The sequence below is a fragment of the Ralstonia mojiangensis genome (genome assembly GCF_023955645.1).
Lineage (GTDB): Bacteria > Pseudomonadota > Gammaproteobacteria > Burkholderiales > Burkholderiaceae > Ralstonia > Ralstonia mojiangensis.
In genome coordinates this window covers 455,960-476,725 of the sequence record NZ_JAMXHU010000003.1, presented here as the reverse complement: position 1 = coordinate 476,725, position 20,766 = coordinate 455,960, and the positions used below count along the sequence as shown (strand labels likewise).

Annotated in this window: 17 protein-coding genes and 3 tRNA genes; 12 read left to right on the top strand and 8 right to left on the bottom strand. The window is 64.2% G+C overall.

The genetic code is table 11. The features are described 5' to 3' along the window. The first annotated feature begins 29 nt into the window (after positions 1-29). Entirely contained in the window at positions 30-1,238 is a 1,209-nt protein-coding gene (locus NG898_RS14390) for a porin (RefSeq protein ID WP_252692944.1), read from the top strand. Further along, entirely contained in the window at positions 1,238-2,173 is a 936-nt protein-coding gene (locus NG898_RS14385; RefSeq protein ID WP_252692943.1) for an aldose 1-epimerase, read from the top strand. Before NG898_RS14390 ends, NG898_RS14385 begins: the two co-directional genes overlap by 1 nt. Before the next feature lie 14 nt (positions 2,174-2,187). Here the strand turns inward: NG898_RS14385 and NG898_RS14380 are convergent, their stop codons facing one another. Then, positions 2,188-3,102 (bottom strand): LysR family transcriptional regulator, encoded by a 915-nt coding sequence (locus NG898_RS14380; protein WP_252692941.1) that lies wholly within the window; start codon positions 3,100-3,102, stop codon positions 2,188-2,190. 127 nt (positions 3,103-3,229) lie between these two features. On the opposite strand from NG898_RS14380, the gene leuC reads away from it, so the two are divergent. The 3 genes from leuC (at position 3,230) to NG898_RS14365 (ending at position 6,744) form a co-directional block, all read left to right on the top strand. After that, positions 3,230-4,666, top strand: coding sequence for a 3-isopropylmalate dehydratase large subunit (leuC, locus tag NG898_RS14375; protein WP_252692939.1), 1,437 nt, complete (start codon positions 3,230-3,232; stop codon positions 4,664-4,666). Continuing rightward, entirely contained in the window at positions 4,659-5,321 is a 663-nt protein-coding gene (gene leuD, locus NG898_RS14370) for a 3-isopropylmalate dehydratase small subunit (RefSeq protein ID WP_252692937.1), read from the top strand. The genes leuC and leuD overlap by 8 nt, the downstream gene beginning before the upstream one ends. A gap of 100 nt (positions 5,322-5,421) precedes the next feature. Then, positions 5,422-6,744, top strand: a complete 1,323-nt coding sequence (locus NG898_RS14365; protein WP_252692935.1) for a 2-hydroxycarboxylate transporter family protein — start codon at positions 5,422-5,424, stop codon at positions 6,742-6,744. Between the two features lie 143 nt (positions 6,745-6,887). Here NG898_RS14365 and NG898_RS14360 read toward each other — a convergent pair. Together NG898_RS14360 and NG898_RS14355 are read right to left on the bottom strand one after the other, a co-directional pair. Beyond that, a tRNA-Lys gene (locus NG898_RS14360) sits at positions 6,888-6,963 on the bottom strand. Positions 6,964-7,002: 39 nt separating this feature from the next. After that, positions 7,003-7,929 (bottom strand): LysR family transcriptional regulator, encoded by a 927-nt coding sequence (locus NG898_RS14355; protein ID WP_252692933.1) that lies wholly within the window; start codon positions 7,927-7,929, stop codon positions 7,003-7,005. A gap of 92 nt (positions 7,930-8,021) precedes the next feature. On the opposite strand from NG898_RS14355, the gene NG898_RS14350 reads away from it, so the two are divergent. Beyond that, positions 8,022-9,125: a YeiH family protein gene (locus NG898_RS14350; protein WP_252692931.1), complete on the top strand. Its 1,104-nt coding sequence runs from the start codon at positions 8,022-8,024 to the stop codon at positions 9,123-9,125. 148 nt (positions 9,126-9,273) lie between these two features. After that, positions 9,274-10,008, top strand: a complete 735-nt coding sequence (locus tag NG898_RS14345) for a DUF899 domain-containing protein (protein ID WP_252692929.1) — start codon at positions 9,274-9,276, stop codon at positions 10,006-10,008. Positions 10,009-10,050: 42 nt separating this feature from the next. Here NG898_RS14345 and NG898_RS14340 read toward each other — a convergent pair. The 5 genes from NG898_RS14340 to NG898_RS14320 all read right to left on the bottom strand — a co-directional run bounded on the left by NG898_RS14340 (position 10,051) and on the right by NG898_RS14320 (position 13,700). Further along, positions 10,051-10,141, bottom strand: a tRNA-Leu gene (locus NG898_RS14340). Positions 10,142-10,220: 79 nt separating this feature from the next. Continuing rightward, positions 10,221-10,296 (bottom strand) — tRNA-Asn (locus NG898_RS14335). A gap of 109 nt (positions 10,297-10,405) precedes the next feature. After that, positions 10,406-10,735 (bottom strand): ferredoxin FdxA, encoded by a 330-nt coding sequence (fdxA, locus tag NG898_RS14330; protein ID WP_004626101.1) that lies wholly within the window; start codon positions 10,733-10,735, stop codon positions 10,406-10,408. 178 nt (positions 10,736-10,913) lie between these two features. Further along, entirely contained in the window at positions 10,914-12,608 is a 1,695-nt protein-coding gene (gene recJ / locus NG898_RS14325; protein ID WP_252692927.1) for a single-stranded-DNA-specific exonuclease RecJ, read from the bottom strand. Between the two features lie 12 nt (positions 12,609-12,620). Further along, on the bottom strand, positions 12,621-13,700 hold the full coding sequence (locus tag NG898_RS14320) for a hypothetical protein (RefSeq protein WP_252692925.1): 1,080 nt from the start codon (positions 13,698-13,700) through the stop codon (positions 12,621-12,623). Positions 13,701-13,771: 71 nt separating this feature from the next. Here NG898_RS14320 and NG898_RS14315 point away from each other — a divergent pair, with 71 nt between their 5' ends. The 5 genes from NG898_RS14315 to NG898_RS14295 all read left to right on the top strand — a co-directional run bounded on the left by NG898_RS14315 (position 13,772) and on the right by NG898_RS14295 (position 20,760). Then, complete coding sequence (locus NG898_RS14315) at positions 13,772-15,022, top strand: lipoprotein-releasing ABC transporter permease subunit (protein ID WP_024976057.1); 1,251 nt, start codon at positions 13,772-13,774, stop codon at positions 15,020-15,022. Then, a complete protein-coding gene (gene lolD / locus NG898_RS14310) occupies positions 15,015-15,743 on the top strand; it encodes a lipoprotein-releasing ABC transporter ATP-binding protein LolD (RefSeq protein WP_092971541.1) in 729 nt (242 codons plus the stop codon). Before NG898_RS14315 ends, lolD begins: the two co-directional genes overlap by 8 nt. An 84-nt stretch (positions 15,744-15,827) precedes the next feature. Further along, complete coding sequence (locus NG898_RS14305; protein WP_252692923.1) at positions 15,828-16,640, top strand: TatD family hydrolase; 813 nt, start codon at positions 15,828-15,830, stop codon at positions 16,638-16,640. A gap of 9 nt (positions 16,641-16,649) precedes the next feature. Continuing rightward, on the top strand, positions 16,650-19,172 hold the full coding sequence (locus NG898_RS14300) for a DNA internalization-related competence protein ComEC/Rec2 (RefSeq protein ID WP_252692921.1): 2,523 nt from the start codon (positions 16,650-16,652) through the stop codon (positions 19,170-19,172). A 103-nt stretch (positions 19,173-19,275) separates the two neighbouring features. Continuing rightward, positions 19,276-20,760 (top strand): circularly permuted type 2 ATP-grasp protein, encoded by a 1,485-nt coding sequence (locus tag NG898_RS14295; RefSeq protein ID WP_092971538.1) that lies wholly within the window; start codon positions 19,276-19,278, stop codon positions 20,758-20,760. Positions 20,761-20,766: the final 6 nt, after the last annotated feature.

The following is a 20,766-nucleotide window of genomic DNA, read 5'->3' as shown; positions in this document are numbered from 1 at the left end:
TGGTGCAGGAGATTTCCGAGATAACAACGATGAAAGCCACACGAGCCAAACGTTCCCGTTCCCTCACGCCGGTCTATGCGTCGGTTGCGCTGCTTTGCGCGGGCGCTTCGATGCACGCCGCGGCGCAAACGTCGGTCACGCTGTATGGCGTGGTCGATAACGCCTTTGCCTATTCGAGCAACCAGGGCGGCCACTCCAACACCTACATCAATTCGGGCGCCTTGCTGGCCAGCAAGTTCGGCCTGTACGGCACGGAAGACCTGGGTGGCGGCAACACGGCGCTGTTCCGTCTGGAGAGCGGCTTCAATGCCGACACGGGCCAGCAAGCCCAGGCCGGCTACATCTTCAACCGTCAGGCCTACGTCGGCCTGAGCAACACGAACTACGGCCAGGTCACGCTGGGCCGTGCGTACACGCCGTACTTCCAGTACGTCGCATCGCTGGGCCCGACCAACGTGCTGACGGGTGCCACCGGCGCGCACCCCGGCGATGTGGATGCGTTGGATACCACGCTGCGCTTCAATAACTCCATCACCTACACAACGCCGGTGTGGGGTGGTCTGCAAGCCGGCCTGCAATACGGCTTTGGCGAGCAGGCCGGCAGCGTTTCGAACGGCAGCAGTGTGAGCACCGCGTTGCGCTACGACTATCAGGCCTTTTCGTGGGGCGTCGGCTATACGCGTCTGAAGAACGTGTCGACCGGCACGACGGCCGGCAACTTCAGCAACGTCGGGACGTTCGCCAACAACTCGCCGGTCAACTCCGGCTATGCCACGGCAGACTCCGCCCAGCTCATCGCTACGGCCGCGCGCTATACGTTCGGCAAGCTGATGGTGGGTCTGAACTACTCGAACGTTCAGTACAAGCCAGGCGCGCTGTCGCTGTTCACGCAGTCGGCCACGTTCAATACGGTGGGCGCGATTGCCACCTACGATCTGACGCCCGCATTGCGGCTCGCTTTTGGCTACAGCTACACGGCTGAGAAGGCACGTAACGGCATCAGCTCGCCGGCCAAGTACAACCAGTTCTCGATGGAGCAGTTGTATTCGCTGTCCAAACGCACCGCGTTCTATGCGATTCAGGCGTACCAGCGCGCCAACGGCCAGACGCTGCGCGCTTCCGGGACGAGCACATCCATCGTGGATGCGGTGGCGTCGGTGGGCGATTCGCAGAACGGCACGCCGTCGAACGGGCGCAGCCAGTTTGTGGGCATGGTCGGCATTCGGCATTCGTTCTGATGCATAGCCACACCTGGCTTGCGCCCGGGCCGGTGCACACGCTGCAGGCTGGCGCGTTGACGATGGTCGTCGCGCCGGCGGCAGGCGGCCGCATTGCCTCGCTGGCCTCAGCCGGTGAGGGCGGCCGGTGTGTCGACTGGTTGGCGCCGATGTCGCCCGATTGTCTGCGCGACGGCTTCGACGGGCTGGCATGGCCCAAGGCCGGGTGCTATCCGCTGTTGCCGTTCTCCAACCGCATCCGCGATGGGCGCTTCCATTGGGACGGCCGCGAGGTCCGTCTCGCGCCGCATCCCGGCCAGGCGCATGCCATGCATGGATTGGCGCATGCGCGTGCGTGGACAGTGAAGCAGGTGACACCGTCGTCGATTGAACTCGGCTTGCGCTATGTGCCGGAAGCAGACAACTGGCCCTGGCCGTTCACCGCCACGCAAACGCTGGTGCTGAGCGAATCCGGTCTGGATGCCGTCATAACCCTGCGCAACGACGGCGACAGCAGCATGCCGGCCGGTGGCGGCTTCCATCCCTATTTCGCACGCACGGCCGATACGCGTTTGCAGTTCGATGCAGCGACGATGTGGCCGACCGACGCCGGTGAAGTTGCCGTCCGTCGCGAGCCGATCACGTCGCGGGAAGATTTCCGTCACGCCCGCGCATTGCCGGATGCAGCGCTCAGTGTCTACTACAGCGAATGGCAGCAGCGTGCCGTGGTGTCATGCGCGGGCGGCGTGCTCACCCTGAGCGCCGATGGCCCGCTCGATCACTTCATCCTGCACGCGCCACACGCGCAGCCGTATTTCTGCCTGGAGCCCATTTCGCACGTGGCCGACGCGATCAACTTGGCGGCCAAGGGATGGGAAGGTACGGGCCTGCGCGCTTTGGCGCCGGGCGAGACGCTGCATATGCGCATGCAATTGCGCATCGAAACGGCGGCCTGAAATGCCACGCCGCGTTAGCGGCGCTCACCCGCCCACACCGCTTCTTTGCCGAACCACTCCGTCAAGAAGTCGATAAACGCGCTGACCTTGGCCGACAGATTGGCGCGTTCCGGATACACCGCAAAGATGTCCGCCACGGGCAGCGCCCAGTCCGCCAGCACTGGCACCAGCCGGCCGGCCCGCACGTGCTCGTGGATATCCCATTCCGATCGCATCAGGATGCCGTAACCGGCCAGAGCCCAGAGCACGCCAGTTTCGCCGTCGTTCGTGCTGAGCACGCCGCGCACCTTGATGGTCTCCTGTCGGCTGCCGCGCGTGAGGTACCAAGTACCGTAAGCCGCGTCGCTCTCGCGCAGAACGATGCATTGATGCGATTGCAGATCGCGCGGCACCTGCGGTATGCCTGCACGCCTCAGATAATCGGGCGAGGCGCACAGCATGCGCTTATTGCTCACGATCTTGCGCGCGACCATGCGTGAATCCGGCACCGTGCCGAACCAGATGCCGATATCGAACGCCTTGTCGGTCAGGTTGACGGAGCGGTCGGTCAGTTCAAGCTGCACCTCCACTTCCGGATACCGCCGCGCGAATTCCACAATGGCGGGCGCCACATGCCGCCGCCCGAAGCCGAACGTGGCGTTGATGCGCAGCAGACCCTTGGGCGTGCCCCGGCTGCTGGAGACAGTCTGCTCCAGCTCCTGCAGCTCTTCGAGCAGGCGTGCGCCGGTGGCCAGATAGATTTCTCCTTCGTGGGTGACGCTCAGCCGCCGCGTGGTGCGGTTCAGCAGCCGCACGCCCAGTCGCTTTTCCAACTGCGCCAGACGCGCGGTGATGGCGGGCGGCGTCACGCCAAGCTCGCGCGCCAGCGCCGCCAGCGAGCCCTGCTTGACGAGCTGGTTGAAAAACTCCAGATCCGATACGCGATCCATTATTCAGATGAAATGAAGAATAGATAAATTTTCGCGCCAATTATAAAACTGTTCTGCATGTCTACACTTCCTCTCGCCAGTGGCCCGGTTTCGATGGATACGACCGGCCACGCGAATTGGAGGAAGCATGGCGAAGACGCTGTATCAGAAGCTGGTCGAATCGCACACCGTTGCCCAGCTCGATGCGCAGAACGTACTGCTCTACGCAGACCTGCACATCATGAACGAATACACCAGCCCGCAAGCCTTTGCCGGCTTGGCGGAAGCGGGGCGCGCGGTGGCCGTGCCGGGCCAGCAGATGGCGGTGGTGGACCACATCATCCCGACGCATCCGGTGCGCGTGCGGGTCATCCAGGACCCAGCGTCGGCGCTGCAGGCGTCCAACCTAGCGAAGAACTGCCGCGAGCACGGCATCGTGCTGTTCGACACCAACGACGCGTTGCAGGGTATCGAACATGTGATTGCGCCCGAGCTGGGCATGATCCGCCCGGGCATGGTGGTGCTTTGCGGAGACAGCCACACGACCACGTATGGCGCGTTCGGCGCGCTCGGTTTCGGTATCGGCACGTCGGAGGTGGAGCACGTGCTGGCCACGCAGACACTGGTCTACCGGCTGGCGCAGGACATGCGCATCCGTGTGGACGGTGAGCTGCCCGTTGGCACCACGGCAAAAGACCTGATTCTGCATATCATCAGCCGCATCGGCGCGCAGGGCGCACGCGGCTATGTGGTCGAGTTTGCGGGCAGTGCGATTGCGGCACTTTCCATGGAAGCGCGCATGACCCTGTGCAACATGGCTGTCGAAGCCGGCGCACGCGGCGCCCTGATCGCGCCGGATGCCAAGGCCACGCGCTACGTGCTCGAACATGCACGCGATGTTGCGCACGCGTATGCGAGTGCAGCGCTGGCCGATTGGCGGCAGTTGTGCAGCGATGCGGAAGCCCATTTCGACGTCGAGCACGCCTTTGATGCAACCGACGTTGCACCGTACGTGACATGGGGTACCAGCCCCGATCAGGCGATTCCCATCACCGGCAAGATTCCGCAGCCCGAGGCGGCCAAGGACACAGCGGCACGTGCGGGTTCGGCTCAGGCATTGCGCTACACGGGCCTGCACGCCGGTACCGCCATCGAAGGCGTGCCCGTGCAACGTGTGTTCATCGGATCGTGCACGAATGCGCGCATTGAAGACCTGCGCGCAGTGGCGGGCATCGTCAAGGGCCGCAAGGTGGCGCCCGGCGTGCGCGCCATGGTGGTGCCTGGTTCAGGCGCTGTGCGCGCGCAGGCAGAGCAGGAGGGCATCGCCGACGTCCTGATCGCCAGCGGCTTCGAATGGCGTCAGCCCGGCTGCTCGATGTGCCTTGCCATGAACGACGACTTTCTCGCACCCGGCGAGCGCTGTGCTTCCACGACCAACCGCAATTTTGAAGGGCGCCAGGGGCGAAGCGGCATCACGCACCTGATGAGCCCGGCCATGGCGGCGGCCGCTGCCATCACCGGCCGCATCACCGACGTCCGCAAACTGCAAACGCATCCGGCGCAAGCGGAGGCTGCCCATGTCTGACACCAAACACATCCATGGCACGGCGGCACCGCTGCCCACGCCCAACCTCGACACCGATCAGATCATGCCCAAGCAGTTCCTGCGCGGCATCGACAAATCGGGGCTGGACAAGGGGTTGCTCTACGATCTGCGCTACGACGCCGATCACCAGTTGCGCGGCGATTTCGTGCTCAACCAGCCGACGTATCAGGGCGCGTCCATCCTCGTGGGCGGCAGCAACTTCGGGTGCGGCTCCAGCCGCGAGCATGCGGTGTGGGGGCTGCAGCAGTTCGGCATCCGCGCCGTCATCGCGCCAAGCTTTGGCGAGATCTTCTACAGCAACGCCATGAACAACCGCCTGCTGCTCGTGATGCTCGACGAGGCGGATGTGGAGCGCATCCTGGCGGACGTATCGGATGCCTCCACAAATCGCATCGCCATCGATGTGGAATCGATGACCGTGCGCAGCCACAGCGTGCAGGCATCGTTCGCATTGTCGGAGCGCCATCGCCACATGTTTCTGCACGGGCTCGACATGATCGGCGCGACGCTCGCGCGGTGGAACGACATCGACGCCTTCCAGCAGGCGCATTGGAAGGCGCGCCCGTGGTTGCGCGACATCGCGGCCACCACCCGCGCACGCCTAGCGGCAATGGCGCCAGGCAGCTGCCTCTGAAGTTTTCCCCACACGTTTTCGAAACCCCACACAGCGACGCCGGCGCTCACCCACCTCGCTTGAAGACGAGGCGCGCCGCGCGGCTGATCAGGAGACCATCATGGAAGCATCCATTCGGGCGCAGGAAGACACGCGCGTGGGCCTTTGGCGCACGCTCACTGGATACAGGATTGGGCCGTTGCCTCTTCCCGTGTACGCCACGATTGCCGTCATCACGCTGCTTGCTGCGCTCAACAAGAAACTGCCCAACGACATGATCGGCGGCTTTGCCGTGCTGATGCTGCTCGGTTTCCTGCTGGGCGAAATCGGCGGGCGGTTGCCGGTGTTCAAACACATTGGTGGCGCGGCGATCCTGTGCTTGTTCGTGCCGTCGGCGCTGGTCGGCTACAAGGTGATCGACCCTGAGATGCTGAAGGCGCTCACCACCACAATGAAGACGGCCAATCTGCAGTATCTGTACATCGCTTGCCTGGTGGCGGGCAGCATCCTGGGGATGAGCCATCGTGTGCTGGTGCAGGGCTTCATGCGGATGTTCATTCCGCTGCTGATCGGCACACTGGCGGCCATCGTGGCGGGGGTAACGGTCGGGCTGTTCTTTGGCTATGACCCCAAGCACACGTTCTTCTTCATCGTCATCCCGATCGTCGGGGGCGGTATTGGCGAAGGCATCCTCCCGTTGTCGATCGGGTACGCCGAGATTCTCGGCCGGCCGCAGGCAGAGCTGATTGCCATGCTGGTGCCGGCAGCGCTGCTGGGCAACGTTGTCGCCATCCTATCGAGCGGCGTGCTCAAGTCGCTGGGTGACAAGCGGCCGCACCTGACCGGCAATGGTGATCTCGTCAGATCGGGCAGCGACACCGATCTGCTGCGCAATGATCACACCGAGGCGCCGCTCAATTTGAGTCTCATGGGCGCCGGCCTGCTGATCAGCTGCGCGTTCTTCATCTTCGGCGCGCTGCTGTCGCGCTTCACGGGGATTCCCGGTCCGATCCTGATGATCATCAGCGCGGCGCTGCTGAAGGTGTCGAAGGTGCTGCCGCAGAACATGGAGCTGGGCGCTTACCAGATGTACAAGTTCGTCTCGACCAATCTGACGTTCGCGATCCTCGTCGGCCTTGGCGCGCTGTTCGTGTCGTGGAAGGAGCTGGTGGCGGCGTTCACGCCTGGCTATTTCGCGATCTGCGCGGCGACGGTGCTGGCGCTGGTGGCGTCAGGCTTCTTTGTCGGCAAATGGCTGGGGATGTATCCGGTGGAGTCCGGCATCGTGACCGCGTGCCATAGCGGATTGGGTGGCACGGGCGATGTGGCGATTCTCTCGGCGTCGAATCGCATGGGGCTGATGCCGTTTGCGCAGATTTCGACGCGTATCGGCGGGGCGGCGACGGTGGTGATCGCGACGATCCTGCTCAAGCTGCTGCATTAAGCAGGGGGCAGGGATTCTGGGGGAACCATCGGCCGGCGGCACGAGCGTCGGCCGATTTGTTTTCTGCGTACTGAAGCGAAAGCGCGTCGCAAATCGCGCAAATGAAAAAGGCCCGACAGTTGCCTGTCGGGCCTTCCATATTCTGGTGGGGCGTGAGTGACTCGAACACTCGACCTACGGATTAAGAGTCCGCTGCTCTACCAACTGAGCTAACGCCCCGCGAAGAAACGAGACTATATCAACCTTTTTTGGATCGCGCTAGTCCTTTGCGCGAATTTTTTTCGAATCGGTTGTGTGACCGCGTAGCACGTCGATGAATTGCGTGAGTCCGTGCGTTGGGTGCTTGTCGCGATGGCGCACGATCAGCAGCGGTCGGGCGATGCGCGGCAGGCCGCTGGCGACCTCGACCAAGCGACCATCGCGCAAGGCGTCGGCCACCACGTGGCGCGAGAGGCAACTGATGCCGTAGCCTGCCGCCACCGTACGCTGAATGGCTTCGGAATGGCCAAGTTCGAGCGCCACATGCAGCGGCCCGACCACCGAAGCAATGCGGCTATCAATCAGTTCGCGCGTGCCGGAGCCGGGTTCTCGCATCAGCCAGCCCGCTTCCCGCAGCGCTGCGTGTGAGACGGGCCCCGTTCCCTGCGTGAGCGGGTGCCCGGGCGCGGCCACGATCACCATCTCATCGTCGATCCACGTTTCGATTTCCAACGCCTCGCCGCGACACGTGCCTTCAATCAGGCCGATGTCGACCTCGAAACGCTGCACGGCATCGACCACGTCCTGCGTATTGCCGATCAGTACGTCGAGCTGGCTGTCGGGTGCGATCTCGTGCCGGAAGCCCGCCAGCAGGGCGGGCAGCACGTAGTTGCCGATCGTGCTGCTGGCCGCGAGCTTCAGGCGCACGTTTGGCTGAGCGGTTGCGTGTTCCAGCGCATCGGCATGATCCAGCAGCGCCTGCGCTTGTGGCAGAAGCTGCCGGCCCAGCGCATTCAGATGCAGGCGGCGGGCATGCCGGTCAAACAGCGGATGTCCGAGTGTGGATTCCAGCTCCGCCAGCGCTGCGCTAACGGCCGATTGCGACAGGCCAAGAGCTTCGCCGGCCGCGGTAGTCGTCTCACTGCGTGCGATGGTGGCGAAAACGGCCCATTGCCGGAGGGTGACGCGAGGCGCCTTGTTATCCATAAAAGTGGTTATAATTACAAAAATTACCTGTTTTACAGGTTATCACGATCCGCATATCGTTATGCGTATAACGAATAAGCAAGGCGGATGTGATGACGATTGCACAGAAGCAGTTGGCGCCCCAGGGCGTGACAGCGGGATTTGATGGGCGGACGCTCGCCAGTGTGGCGGTGTTGTTCGGCTGCGCGGGCGTCGCGGTGGCGCTCGGTGCAATGCCGTGGGCGGGGCATCTCGGCTTGAGCGCATTGACGCTTGCCATCCTGCTCGGCATGGCTGTGGGCCATGTGCCAGGGCACCAGCGCTGGCTGACGCCGGGGGCGATCCAGTTCGCCCGCCATACGCTGCTGCGTGCCGGCGTGATTCTCTACGGCGCCCGGTTGACGCTGGCGCAGATCCAGGATCTGGGTACTTCGGGCGTGGTGATTCCGCTGTTGGTGTTGGCTGTGACGATGCTGGCCGGCACGTGGATCGGCACGCGTTGGTTTCGCCTCACGCGCTCTCAAGCTGTGCTGGTGGCAGCGGGCAGTGCAGTATGTGGGGCGGCGGCTGTGCTGGCTGTTGCGCCAGCGGTGAAGGCCTCACCACGCGAAACGGCCGTCGCGATCGCTAGCGTGGTGCTGTTCGGCACGATCGGCATCTTTCTGTACCCGTGGCTGTACGCGCTCGTGGCGCATGCCGGGGTGGCCGTCACACCGGAGCATTTTGGCGTCTACATCGGTTCGACGATGCACGAAGTTGCGCAGGTGATTGCCGCAGCGCGTCCGCTCGGCGACGACGCCACCAACGCGGCGGTCGTCAGCAAGATGGTGCGTGTGCTGGCGCTGGCCCCGTTGCTGGTGGTGCTGGCGTGCACAACCCCCAGTGAAGCTCAGGGTCCTGCTTCGGCGTCTCCGGAGAAAGCGCTTCGCAAAGCCGCCGGCCACGCCTGGAAAGCCATGCCCTGGTTTGCGGTGGGGCTGCTGATTGTGACGCTGCTCAATTCCGCCGGTGCGATCCCTGCTGCATGGCATGCCCCCATCGACACCATCGACACTGCCATGCTGGCCTGTGCGATGTTTGCTATCGGCACGCAAACGCATGTGCCGATGCTGCTGAAGTCCGGTGTGCGACCGCTGCTGTGCGCTGCTGTGTTGTGGGTCGGGCTGGTAGGCGGCGGCGCGCTTATCAACGTGGGCGTGCGCTGGTTGGTGGGCTGATCCGGCACCTGAAGTTGCATGTGCAGAGACGGCTGATTCTCTTCGATGGCGCGCAAGTCGCATCCGGGTGGCGACTTGCGCGCCGCGGCTTTTCATTCGAGTGAGGCCGCCTAGTATGAAGTCCTGAGTCTTAGACAAAGGGGCGATCATGCAAACGCATCCCGTGGTTTCAAGAGATGAATGGCTCATCGAACGCCGAGCGTTGCTGGCGCGCGAGAAAGAGGCCATCCATCTGCGCGACGCCGTCAACGCCGAGCGCCAGGCGCTGCCGTGGGTCAAGGTCGACACGGAATACGTATTTGAATCATCGGAAGGCAAGAAGACGCTGGCCGAGTTGTTCGACGGCCGTAGCCAGTTGGTGGTCTACCACTTCATGTTCGGGCCCGACTGGGATGCGGGCTGCCCAGGGTGCTCCTTCTTCTCCGACCATGTTGGCGGCATGCTCACGCATCTGAATCACCATGACGTGACGTTCGTCGCCGTGTCGCGCGCGCCGATGGACAAAATCGCGGCTTACAAGAAGCGCATGGGCTGGCAATTCCCATGGGTGTCGTCGTTCGGCGCGACGTTCAATCACGACTATCGCGTGAGCTTCTCGCAAGACGAACTCGCTAGCGGTTCGGTCGACTACAACTACACCGCTACGCCTCGCGAAGAAGCTCATGACGAGCTGCCCGGATTGAGCGCGTTTTACAAGGACGAGGCGGGCGATGTCTTCCACACGTATTCGACCTATGCGCGCGGCTTGGAAGACATGGTGGGTACGCTGCTACTGCTCGATCGCGCGCCGCTCGGCCGCAACGAAACCGGCCCCTTGTCATGGGTGCGCCGTCACGACGAATACGAAGAAGCACCTAAGGTGCATGCGTGCTGCGCATCGTAAGACGCTGGAGGGGAAGGGTGTGAGGGGAGGCGAAGAAAGGATTGGTGCCCGAGGCCGGGATCGAACCGGCACGCGCCGATTAGGGCGCAGCGGATTTTAAGTCCGCGGTGTCTACCAATTTCACCACTCGGGCTTGAGGCGGGTGCAAACAATACACGAGACCGACGCCACAAATGAAAACGCCCCGCACGAAGCGAGGCGTTTTGTTATTTTGGCTCCCCGACCTGGGCTCGAACCAGGGACCTACGGATTAACAGTCCGGCGCTCTACCGACTGAGCTATCGGGGAATCGCTGCAACAGCGAAGAAATGAATTCTAGCTAGTTTCCGATCTGCCCGTCAACATCTTTTTTTCGATGCACTACAAAAAAGGTGCCGTGCAAGTTCACTCAACTAGTTCAGCCGCGGTCGAGGTACTGCTCCTTGTCCTTCACGTCCTTCCAGTCGTCGGCGTCGGGCAAGGGTTGCTTGGTCTTGGTGATGGACGGCCAGCCGGCTTGTGCAAGCTCGACATTGATGGCGATCCACTTCTGCTGATCAGCGGGCACGTCTTCTTCGGCATAGATGGCGTTGACCGGGCACTCGGCCACGCAGACGGCGCAGTCGATGCACTCGTCCGGATCAATCGTCAGGAAGTTCGGGCCTTCACGGAAGCAGTCGACGGGGCAGACGTCCACGCAGTCGGTGTACTTGCAGCGGACACAGCTTTCGGTAACGACGTGAGTCATTTCGCTTGGAGGTTGAAGCTAGGAATTCGTGGGGCGCGCGGTCATGGATGCTTGTGCGTTCCCATGCCGGCAATCCCGCATTGTAACGCACCGGCCGTGCCTGACCGCTGCGTCATCCGTGCGCCGTCAGACAGTTTTGGCATGTGTTTATGCGTTAGCGCAAGGTTTGACCAATCCGCTATTGCGCATGCTCGATCACCATCTGCACGCGCGTGATGCCGTTGAAGGTGTTGTTGTCGAGCCGGTAGGCCACATACGCCGAGGGGCCCAGCGGCTCTGCGTGGTTGAACCAGATCGCGTCGAAATGCTGCTTGCCGCGCCCGAGCTTGAGCTTCAGGTGCTTGTCTTTCAGCACGGCCTGCGACAGCACATCGAATTCGCCGCAGAAGCTTGGTGCCGGAAAGCCCTGACCCCAAACCTGGGTTTCGAGCAGCTCGACGAACTGCGGTGTGAAGCATTCAGGGTCGGCTTCGCCATCGGTTTCGAGCACGCGTGAGAGCAGCGCCTCGGTCAGCCATTCGCGGCCGACGGCCTCGAAGGTGGCGACGAATGCATCGAAACCGTCTTCACGCAGCGTGAGCCCAGCCGCCATGGCATGGCCGCCGAACTTCACGATCAGGCCCGGGCTGCGCTTGTGCACGGCGTCCAGCGCATCGCGCAGGTGGAAGCCGGGAATCGAACGGCCCGAGCCCTTGATGACGCCATCGTCGCCGGGCGCGAAGGTGAACACGGGGCGGTGGAATTTGTCCTTGATGCGAGAGGCGACGATGCCGATCACACCCTGGTGCCATGTCTCGTTGTAGACCGCGATGGTGTGGCGGCCGGCGCCATCCAGGGTATTCATGCTGTCGAGAATGGCGAGCGCTTCCTGCTGCATGCCGGCTTCGATCTCGCGGCGCTCGCGGTTCATGCCGTCGAGTTCGGCGGCGATGGCCATGGCGCGGTCGTAGTCATCGGTGAGCAGGCATTCGATGCCCAGTGACATGTCGGCCAGGCGCCCGGCGGCGTTCAGGCGCGGGCCCAGGCCGAAGCCGAGATCGAACGTCGACGCGCGACGCGCCTCGCGGCCGGCCACGCGGAACAGCGCGGCGATGCCCGGGCACATCCGCCCCGCGCGCATGCGCTTGAGGCCTTGCGCGACCAGCAGGCGGTTGTTGGCGTCGAGCTTGACCACGTCGGCCACGGTGCCGAGTGCCACCAGATCGAGCAGCGCATCCAAGCGCGGCTGATCCTGCGGAGTGAATACGCCGCGCTTGCGCAACTCCGCCCGCAGCGCCAGCAGCACGTAGAACATCACGCCCACGCCTGCCAGATTCTTGCTCGGGAAGCCGCAGCCCGGCTGGTTCGGGTTGACGATCACGCGCGCCTCGGGCAACTGCGCCCCGGGCATGTGGTGGTCTGTCACGACAACGTCGATACCCAGCGCATTGGCCGCAGCCACGCCCGCCACGTCGGCGATGCCGTTATCGACGGTGACCAGCACGTCTGGTTTCTCGCGTGCGGCGAGTGCCACGATTTCGGGCGACAGGCCGTAGCCGTACTCAAAGCGGTTCGGGACGATGTAGCTGATCTGCGCGCCGAGCATGCGCAAGCCGCGCACGCCGACGGCGCAGGCGGTGGCGCCGTCGCAGTCATAGTCGGCAATGATCAGCAGGCGCTTGCCGTCGGCGATGGCGTCGGCGAGGTAGCGCGCTGCATCGTCAATGCCCTTGAGTTGCGCGGGGGGCAGGAGGTCGGTCAGCTCGGTCGACAGTTCGTCGGGCCGGGCGACGCCCCGGGCGGCGAGGATGCGTGCGAGCACAGGGTGGATGCCGTGGCCGGCCAGCGTGGTGGCGGCGTTAGCGGAATGCGAACGGACAGCGATGCGGGTCATGCAGTATCAGGCTCAAGCGGCCATGGAAAGCGGGGAGAGCGCATCACGCAAGGTGCGTGGACGACTGAAGCGGCGCAGCCAGCCGAACGGGCCATTGGCGAGTTCGCGGCGGGTGACGCGGTAGTGAGCGTAGTGCGAGTCGCCGGTCAGCACGAGCGAGACGGCATTGATGCGGCCGTCGGCCAGCGCATCGGCGGCGGGGGTAAACCAGTCGCGGTCGTAAGCGCGCAGGGTTTCGATCCAGTCGTACCAGTTGGCGGAGAGATACGGCTTGCCTGCGTCGCCCAGCAGCGCGGCGGCGCTTGTGTCGTCGAACGGCACGGCGGCGAGCGTTTCCGCGCACAGCTCGGTGGCGTTGCCGGCGTGACACAAGCCGGCGAAGAACGGATCCGCGCCGATCATGCGTTCAGCAATCGGGCGGGCATCGACCAGCGCGCCCTGGCCGAACAGCCAGACCGAATTGACCGGCAGCAGCCCACGCGCCTCGCGCGCTTGGTTGACGGGGTGGTCGTACCACGTCATCTGAATTTCGTTCTGGAACTTGCGCCAGGCGCGCTCCTGCTCGCCTTTGTGCATCCAGATGTCGATGTTGTGGCCGGTGGCGCGCTGCGGGGCGGCGGCAATGAGGTCGCCAAAGGGCGAATCGGCGACGTACCAGCGCGCGGCGTGCGTGGCATCGAGCGTGATGCCCATTTCAGCGACCAGGGGGGCGATGGCGGCGCGCAGGGCGTCGGCGTCGGCGGCCTCCAGGCGGAGCTGGGCCGGGTCAAGCATCACCAGATGGTCCCGGGCGGCGTGGATGTGGACCGGCTGCAGGCAGGCCCAGGTGCGCGTGTCGGCGCTGCCGCCGTCCGCCAGACGCATGTACGGCGCCGACGGCAGCGGAGAAATGGGCAACCCGGCATGCGCAGCCAGCCAGCGCTCGTGCGGCAGCGTGGGCAGGTAGGCGTCGTCGTGGCGCTCGCGTTCTGCCTCGCGCGCACGAGCGAGCAACCTTTCCAGGCCTGGCAAGGTCAATTGACGGTAAGCGTCGTCGGCCACCTCGGCAGCGGGCGCGCAAAACGGGACAATCAGGGTGAGTTCAGGAATCATGGCTCCGAGATTGTAAACTTCCGGCTCGTCGGCCAGTGAGCCGGACAAATCACACCCACGGGGAACCCCCTTTGAAACTTCCATACGAATGGCAGATCGGCTGGCGGTATACGCGCGCAAGCAAGCGCGCCAGCCGCAACAGCTTCATCTCTTTCATTTCGCTCATCTCCATGCTCGGCATTGCGCTGGGGGTGGCGGCGCTGATCATCGTGCTTTCGGTCATGAACGGCTTCCAGAAGGAAGTGCGGGACCGCATGCTGTCGGTGCTGGCGCATATCGAGGTGATGGCGCCGAACAGTCTGCCGGACTGGCAGCGTACCGCCAATGAGGCGATGCAGAACAAGGAAGTCATCGGCGCGGCGCCATACGTGGGCGCGCAGGCCATGATCACGCGCGACGAGGCGGTGCGCGGCGTGCTGCTGCGCGGGGTGTCGCCGGCGGACGAGCCGAAGGTGTCGGACATCGCCAAGGACTTCAAGGCAGGCACGATCGACGACCTGAAACCCGGCGAATTCGGCATCGCCCTGGGCAGCCAGCTGGCCAACGGCCTGGGCGTGCACCAGGGGGACAAGGTCACGCTGGTGGCACCACAGGGCACCATCACCCCGGCAGGCGTGTTGCCGCGCCTGAAGCAGTTCACCGTGACGGGCATCTTCGAATCGGGTCACTACGAGTTCGACAGCTCGCTGGCGCTGGTCAATATGGAAGACGCCGAGCGCCTGTTCCGCCTGGATGGCCCGACCGGCGTGCGCCTGAAGCTGGTCGACATGGACCGCGCCCCGCAGGTGGCCGAAGCCCTGTCACGCACGCTGACCGGCGAGCTGTACATCCGCGACTGGTCGCGCCAGAACCGCAACTGGTTTGCCGCCGTGAAGACCGAGAAGAAGATGATGTTCATCATCCTCACGCTGATCATCGCCGTGGCGGCGTTCAACCTTGTGTCCACGCTGGTGATGACGGTGACGGACAAGCAGGCCGACATTGCCATCCTGCGCACGATGGGCGCGCAGCCGGGCTCGATCATGAAGATTTTCATTGTGCAAGGCGTGGCGATCGGGTTTATCGGCACATTGCTCGGCGTGGGCTTCGGCACGCTCATCGCTTACAACATCGACGTGATCGTGCCGTTCATCGAACGTCTCTTCCACGTGCAATTCCTGCCGCGTGACATTTACTTCATCAGCGAACTGCCCTCGGACCCCCGCGTGAACGACATTGCGACCATTGGCATCATTTCCTTCATCCTCGCGTCGGTGGCGACGCTGTATCCAAGCTGGCACGCCTCGCGCGTGAATCCGGCGGAGGCGCTGCGCTATGAGTGAGGCCGTCATGACTTCCATGGAAGCGCCGGCTGCCGCGCCGCAGGGCGTGGTGGTGCAGGCCGAAGGACTCTCCAAGTCGTTTCATCAGGGCGGTTTGAATGTCGACGTGCTCAAGGGCGTGGACATCCGCATCGGCGTGGGCGAGAAGGTCGCCATTGTCGGCGCCTCGGGCTCGGGCAAGAGCACGTTGCTGCATGTGCTGGGCGGGCTGGATGAGCCGACGTCGGGCCGCGTCTCGCTGCTCGGCAAGCCTTTCACCGCAATGAAAGAGCGCGAGCGCAATACGCTGCGCAACCAGGCGCTGGGCTTCGTCTATCAGTTCCACCATCTGCTGCCGGAATTCACCGCGCTGGACAACGTCGCGATGCCGCTGCGCATTCGTGGCGTGGAAGAGGCGCAAGCGCGTCACACCGCGCAAGCGATGCTCGAACGCGTGGGGCTGGGCCCGCGCACGGCGCACCGTCCGGGCGAGCTGTCCGGCGGCGAGCGCCAACGCGTAGCGATTGCCCGTGCGCTGGTCGGGTCTCCGGCTTGCGTGCTGGCTGATGAGCCCACCGGTAACCTCGACGACCACACCGCCGGTGAAGTGTTTGACCTGATGCTGGAACTTACGCGCACGCTAGGCACCAGCTTCGTCATCGTCACACACGATATCGAACTGGCAGGCCGCTGCGACCGCATTTTCCGCCTGCGGGAAGGCCATTTGCACCAAGAGCGTTGAGCCGGGCGGCACAATCGGAAAAGGCGGATTCCAGAATGCCGCGCTTTCCGGTACGTTGCCGCCTTTTCCAACGCAGAACGGACTATGTGGATCGACACCCATTGCCACCTCGACGCCAGCGACTTTGATGCCGACCGCGATGCGGTCGTCGCGCAGGCGCATGCGGCGGGCGTCAACCACATCGTCGTGCCGGCGGTTGCCCGCTGGAATTTCGATACGGTGCGGGCGTTGGCACATCGGCATGCCGGTTGCAGCTATGCGCTGGGCATTCATCCGATCTACGCAGCGCAGGCCAGTGACGATGACTTGCTCGAACTGCGCCGCCAGGTCGCCGCGTCGATGGACGACCCGCGCTTTGTGGCCGTTGGCGAGATCGGCCTCGATTTCTTCATTCCCGACTACGACGTTGCGCGGCAGACCGCCGTGTTCCGCGCGCAACTGAGCATCGCGCGCGAATTCGGCCTGCCCGTGCTGATGCACGTGCGCAAGTCTCAGGACCAAGTGCACAGCGCTGCCGCCAAGGCGGGTGTGCGCGGCATCGCGCATGCGTTCAACGGGAGCCCGGAACAGGCGCGTCGCTTTGTCGATTCCGGTTTCAAGCTGGGGTTTGGCGGCGTCTTTACCTTCTCGCGCGCCAATCGGGTGCGTCGGCTCGCGCAGGACATGCCGATCGAGTCGATCGTGCTGGAAACCGACGCGCCCGACCTAGCCCCCGCTTGGCTGGCCGACGATCAGTTTGGCGAGCAGGGCCGAGTGCGCAATGCACCCACGGAGGTCGCGCGCATCGCCGACGCGATGGCGCAATTGCGTGGCATCTCCATTGAGGCCCTTGCCGACGAGGTGCGCCGCAACAGCATCGAAGCCATTCCTCGCCTGGCAGCGCTGTTGCCAGTCTGACGGCCGCGCGTGCGTCTGTGGTTGATCGGCTTCGTTGCCGGCTGCATGGCATTGCAGATGCAGGCGACGCTGGCGCCGGTGTGGCAGCCGCTTGGCGTGCTGTTGCTCTGTCTGCTGCTGGCGGCTTTTCTGCGGCGTCGGCCAATGCTGCTTCCCGCGTTGCTGGTCGCCAGCACCATCGCAGCGGGGTTTGGCTGGAGCGATTGGCGCGCACAGCAGCGCATGGCAGTGGCCCTCAGCCCCGTGTGGGAAGGCAAGGACATCATCGCGACCGGGGTGGTTGCCGAGCTGCCGCAGAATGGCGATGACGCCACGCGTTTTCTCTTCCACATCGAATCCAGTAATGCGAGTGATGCCGTGCCGCCACGCGTGCGCCTGTCCTGGTATGGCGCACGAACCTGGGACAACGTAAGCGAGGAGGGCGCAAAGCCCGACCGACGTGCCGGCATCCCTGATCTGCAACCCGGCCAGCGCTGGCAACTGACGCTGCGCCTGAAGCGCCCGCACAGCCTGACCAACCCCGGCGGGTTCGATGGCGAATACGCGATCCTGGCCGACAACATCCGCGCCATCGGCTATGTGCGTACAGGCAAGCGCGCACGGAACATCCCGCTGGAAGAGGCCGGCACCGGTTTCGGCGTTGACGTAGAGCGCTGGCGTGCCAGCGTGCGGCGCCGCATCTTGGCCGCGTTGCCCGATGCACGCTACGCGGCGGTCATCGTCGCCCTCGTGGTGGGCGACCAAAGCGGCATCGCCCGCGACGACTGGGACCTGTTCCGCCGCACCGGCATCAGCCACCTCGTCAGCATTTCGGGCTTGCACATCACGATGATCGCCGGGCTGTTTGCTGCGTTGTGGATGGCGTTGTGGCGCCGGTCGTTCGGGTTGGCGCGTTGGCTGCGCACGCCGTTGCCGCTGCGCATGCCCACCCCGCGCGCAGGCGCCATCGCGGCCATGCTGGCGGCGCTCGGTTACTGCCTGCTTGCGGGGATGGGCGTGCCGGCGCAACGCACGCTGCTGATGCTGTCCACCGTCGCCATCGCCAGGCTGACCGATCGCAATGTACCGGCCAGCCTGTCGCTTTGCTGGGCGGCCGCCGTGGTAGCGGTGGTGGACCCGTGGGCGGTCATGTCTGCCGGGTTCTGGCTTTCGTTCGGCGCGGTGGCAATCATCTTTATCGCCGCGCAGATGGCGCTCGACGGGCGGCGCGATGACGAATTAGACGGCTGGATCGAACGCGCCCAGCGTGCATTGGCGGGCGGTACGCGGATCCAGCTTGCGATCACATTCGGCCTGTTGCCATTGACCTTGCTGTTGTTTCAGCAGACCTCGGTGGTTTCCACGGTGGCCAATGGGCTGGCGATTCCGGCGGTGAGTTTTGTGACGACACCGCTGGCGCTGATTGGCGCGGCGCTCCCTGACCCGCTAGCGCAACCGGTGCTGATGCTGGCCGAAGCGAGCTTCCGCTGGCTGGCCATTTGGCTTGAATGGCTGGCCCAGCCGCGCTGGGCGGTGTGGATTGCGCCGGTCGCGCCAGTGTGGGCGTTGGTGCTGTCGATGATTGGCGTGGCGTTATTGCTGCTGCCCGGCGGCATGCGTGCATGGGCATGGCGCGCTCAAGGTGCCTTGCTCCTCTTGCCGCTAGTGCTGGCGCGCGAGCCAGCGCCAGCGTCTGGTGAATTCCGGCTTGTCGCGTTCGATATCGGCCAAGGTGCGGCGGCATTGGTCGAAACAGCCAGCCATCGCCTCCTATTCGACACCGGCCCGCGGTACGGCGACCATGCGGATGCTGCCGCCCGCGTCATCACGCCCTACCTGCGCGGCCATGGCGCCGAATCACTCGACACGCTCGTCGTCAGCCACGAAGACAGCGACCACGCCGGTGGCACCGAAACGGTGATCGACGCGGTGCAAGTGCGCACCATGTTGGCGTCTTTGCCCCAAGGGCATGCCCTGCGCAGCGTGGCCGATGAGAACGGTATCCGCCTTACCGATTGTTTGGCTGGGCAAGCATGGACGTGGGACGGCGTCGTCTTTGAGGTGCTGCACCCGCTGCGCCTGTCCGCAGAAAGCGAGCGCGTGTCCAGCAACGCCCGTAGCTGTGTACTGCGCATCGCCAATGGCCGCCACGCTGCGCTGCTGACAGGCGATATCGAAGCTGCCCAGGAAAGCGCCCTCATCGCTGCCGAAACGCCGGAGCGACTGATGGCAGACATCTTGCTTGTGCCGCATCACGGCAGCAAGACAAGCTCCAGCGGCGCGTTTTTGGACGCAGTTTCTCCGCAGGTGGCGGTTTTCCAGGTCGGCTACCGCAATCGGTACGGACATCCGCACCCGCAGGTCTGGCAGCGCTACGTGGCGCGCGACATCGACGGTTTGCGCACGGACAAGACCGGTGCCGTCGTCATCGAGACCGACGGTAATGTGCTGGACGTCCAGACCGCGCGCACCATTCGGCCGCGGTACTGGTCTTCCGCGCAGGAAGTGGAACCCCTGGCAACGGCCACCGGCGCCTTCGACGCTCAGCCGTAAACTTGGTGGCATAACGGGTTGGCCCCATTGTGGGGGTCAAAACCGCTGTGCTATAAAAACCACGTGCCGCGTACACCGCGCGGCGCCGTCAGGGGAGAAAAGCATGGCAGTCCGGTTCTACGATGAAATGCTCAGCTGGCATGATGGGGACCGCAACCCCCATGCCGCCGAACCGGCCCCGGCAGCACTCGTCCAACAGGGTGAGGTACGCGGCCACTACGGACGTTTCGCTGAATGGCTGGGCGCGCAGTCCGCCACAACGCTGCAGAACAAGCGCGCCGAGGCAGATCTGATCTTCCGCCGTGTCGGTATCACTTTTGCCGTGTACGGCGACAAGGACGAATCGAACAGCGGCACCGAGCGCACGATTCCGTTCGATATCATTCCGCGCATCTTCCCGGCCAGCGAATGGGCGACGCTCGAGCGCGGCCTGCGGCAACGCGTTGATGCGCTCAACCGCTTCCTGCACGACATCTATCACGAGCAGAACATTCTGCGTGCCGGTGTCATTCCGCCCGATCAGATCTACAACAACGCCCAATACCGCCCCGACATGCTCGGCGTGGACGTGCCGCGCGACATCTACGCGCACGTGGCCGGCATCGATATCGTGCGCGCCGGCGAGGGCGAGTTTTACGTGCTGGAAGACAATCTGCGCGTGCCCTCGGGCGTTTCGTACATGCTGGAAAACCGCAAGATGATGATGCGGCTGTTTCCGGAGTTGTTTGCGCGCAATCGTGTGGCGCCCGTCGCGCATTACCCCGACATGCTGCTCGACATGCTGCGCAGCGTGTCGCCGCAGAACATTGCCGACCCGACGGTGGTGGTGCTCACGCCCGGCATGTACAACTCGGCGTATTTCGAGCACGCGTTCCTTGCTCAGCAGATGGGCGTCGAGCTGGTGGAGGGGCACGACCTGTTCGTGCAGGACGACCATCTCTACATGCGCACGACGCAGGGCCCGCAGCGCATCGACGTCATCTACCGCCGTGTAGACGACGACTTCCTCGATCCGCTGGTGTTCCGGCCCGATTCTTCGCTGGGTGCGGCTGGGCTGTTGTCGGTCTATCGCGCGGGCAACGTCACCATTTGCAACGCGATCGGCACCGGCGTGGCAGACGACAAGTCGATCTATCCGTACGTGCCGGACATGATCCGCTTCTACCTGGGCGAGGAGCCGATCCTCAATAACGTGCCGACGTACATGTGCCGTCGACCGGACGACCTGCAATACGTGCTCGACCACATGGGAGAACTGGTGGTCAAGGAAACGCACGGTGCGGGCGGCTACGGCATGCTGGTCGGCCCGGCCGCGACGCAGGAAGAGATTGCTGCTTTCCGTGAGGTGGTGAAGGCCCGTCCGGAGCAATACATTGCCCAGCCCACGCTGGCGTTGTCGACTTGCCCAACGTATGTGGAAGCCGGCATCGCGCCGCGCCATATTGATCTGCGGCCGTTCGTGCTGTCCGGAAAGGATGTGCGCATGGTGCCCGGGGGCCTCACGCGTGTGGCATTGCGGGCGGGCTCGCTGGTGGTCAACTCGTCGCAGGGGGGCGGGACGAAGGATACGTGGGTGCTGGAGCGCTGAACGCTC

Coding starts and splice junctions, on each gene's coding strand:
- NG898_RS14295 (WP_092971538.1), top strand. CDS start 19,276: ATGGCAGTCCGGTTCTACGATGAAATGCTCAGCTGGCATGATGGGGAC.
- recJ (WP_252692927.1), bottom strand. CDS start 12,608: ATGACCCGCATCGCTGTCCGTTCGCATTCCGCTAACGCCGCCACCACG.
- NG898_RS14305 (WP_252692923.1), top strand. CDS start 15,828: ATGTGGATCGACACCCATTGCCACCTCGACGCCAGCGACTTTGATGCC.
- leuD (WP_252692937.1), top strand. CDS start 4,659: ATGTCTGACACCAAACACATCCATGGCACGGCGGCACCGCTGCCCACG.
- NG898_RS14385 (WP_252692943.1), top strand. CDS start 1,238: ATGCATAGCCACACCTGGCTTGCGCCCGGGCCGGTGCACACGCTGCAG.
- NG898_RS14380 (WP_252692941.1), bottom strand. CDS start 3,102: ATGGATCGCGTATCGGATCTGGAGTTTTTCAACCAGCTCGTCAAGCAG.
- NG898_RS14345 (WP_252692929.1), top strand. CDS start 9,274: ATGCAAACGCATCCCGTGGTTTCAAGAGATGAATGGCTCATCGAACGC.
- NG898_RS14365 (WP_252692935.1), top strand. CDS start 5,422: ATGGAAGCATCCATTCGGGCGCAGGAAGACACGCGCGTGGGCCTTTGG.
- NG898_RS14320 (WP_252692925.1), bottom strand. CDS start 13,700: ATGATTCCTGAACTCACCCTGATTGTCCCGTTTTGCGCGCCCGCTGCC.
- NG898_RS14390 (WP_252692944.1), top strand. CDS start 30: ATGAAAGCCACACGAGCCAAACGTTCCCGTTCCCTCACGCCGGTCTAT.
- leuC (WP_252692939.1), top strand. CDS start 3,230: ATGGCGAAGACGCTGTATCAGAAGCTGGTCGAATCGCACACCGTTGCC.
- NG898_RS14355 (WP_252692933.1), bottom strand. CDS start 7,929: ATGGATAACAAGGCGCCTCGCGTCACCCTCCGGCAATGGGCCGTTTTC.
- NG898_RS14350 (WP_252692931.1), top strand. CDS start 8,022: ATGACGATTGCACAGAAGCAGTTGGCGCCCCAGGGCGTGACAGCGGGA.
- lolD (WP_092971541.1), top strand. CDS start 15,015: ATGAGTGAGGCCGTCATGACTTCCATGGAAGCGCCGGCTGCCGCGCCG.
- fdxA (WP_004626101.1), bottom strand. CDS start 10,735: ATGACTCACGTCGTTACCGAAAGCTGTGTCCGCTGCAAGTACACCGAC.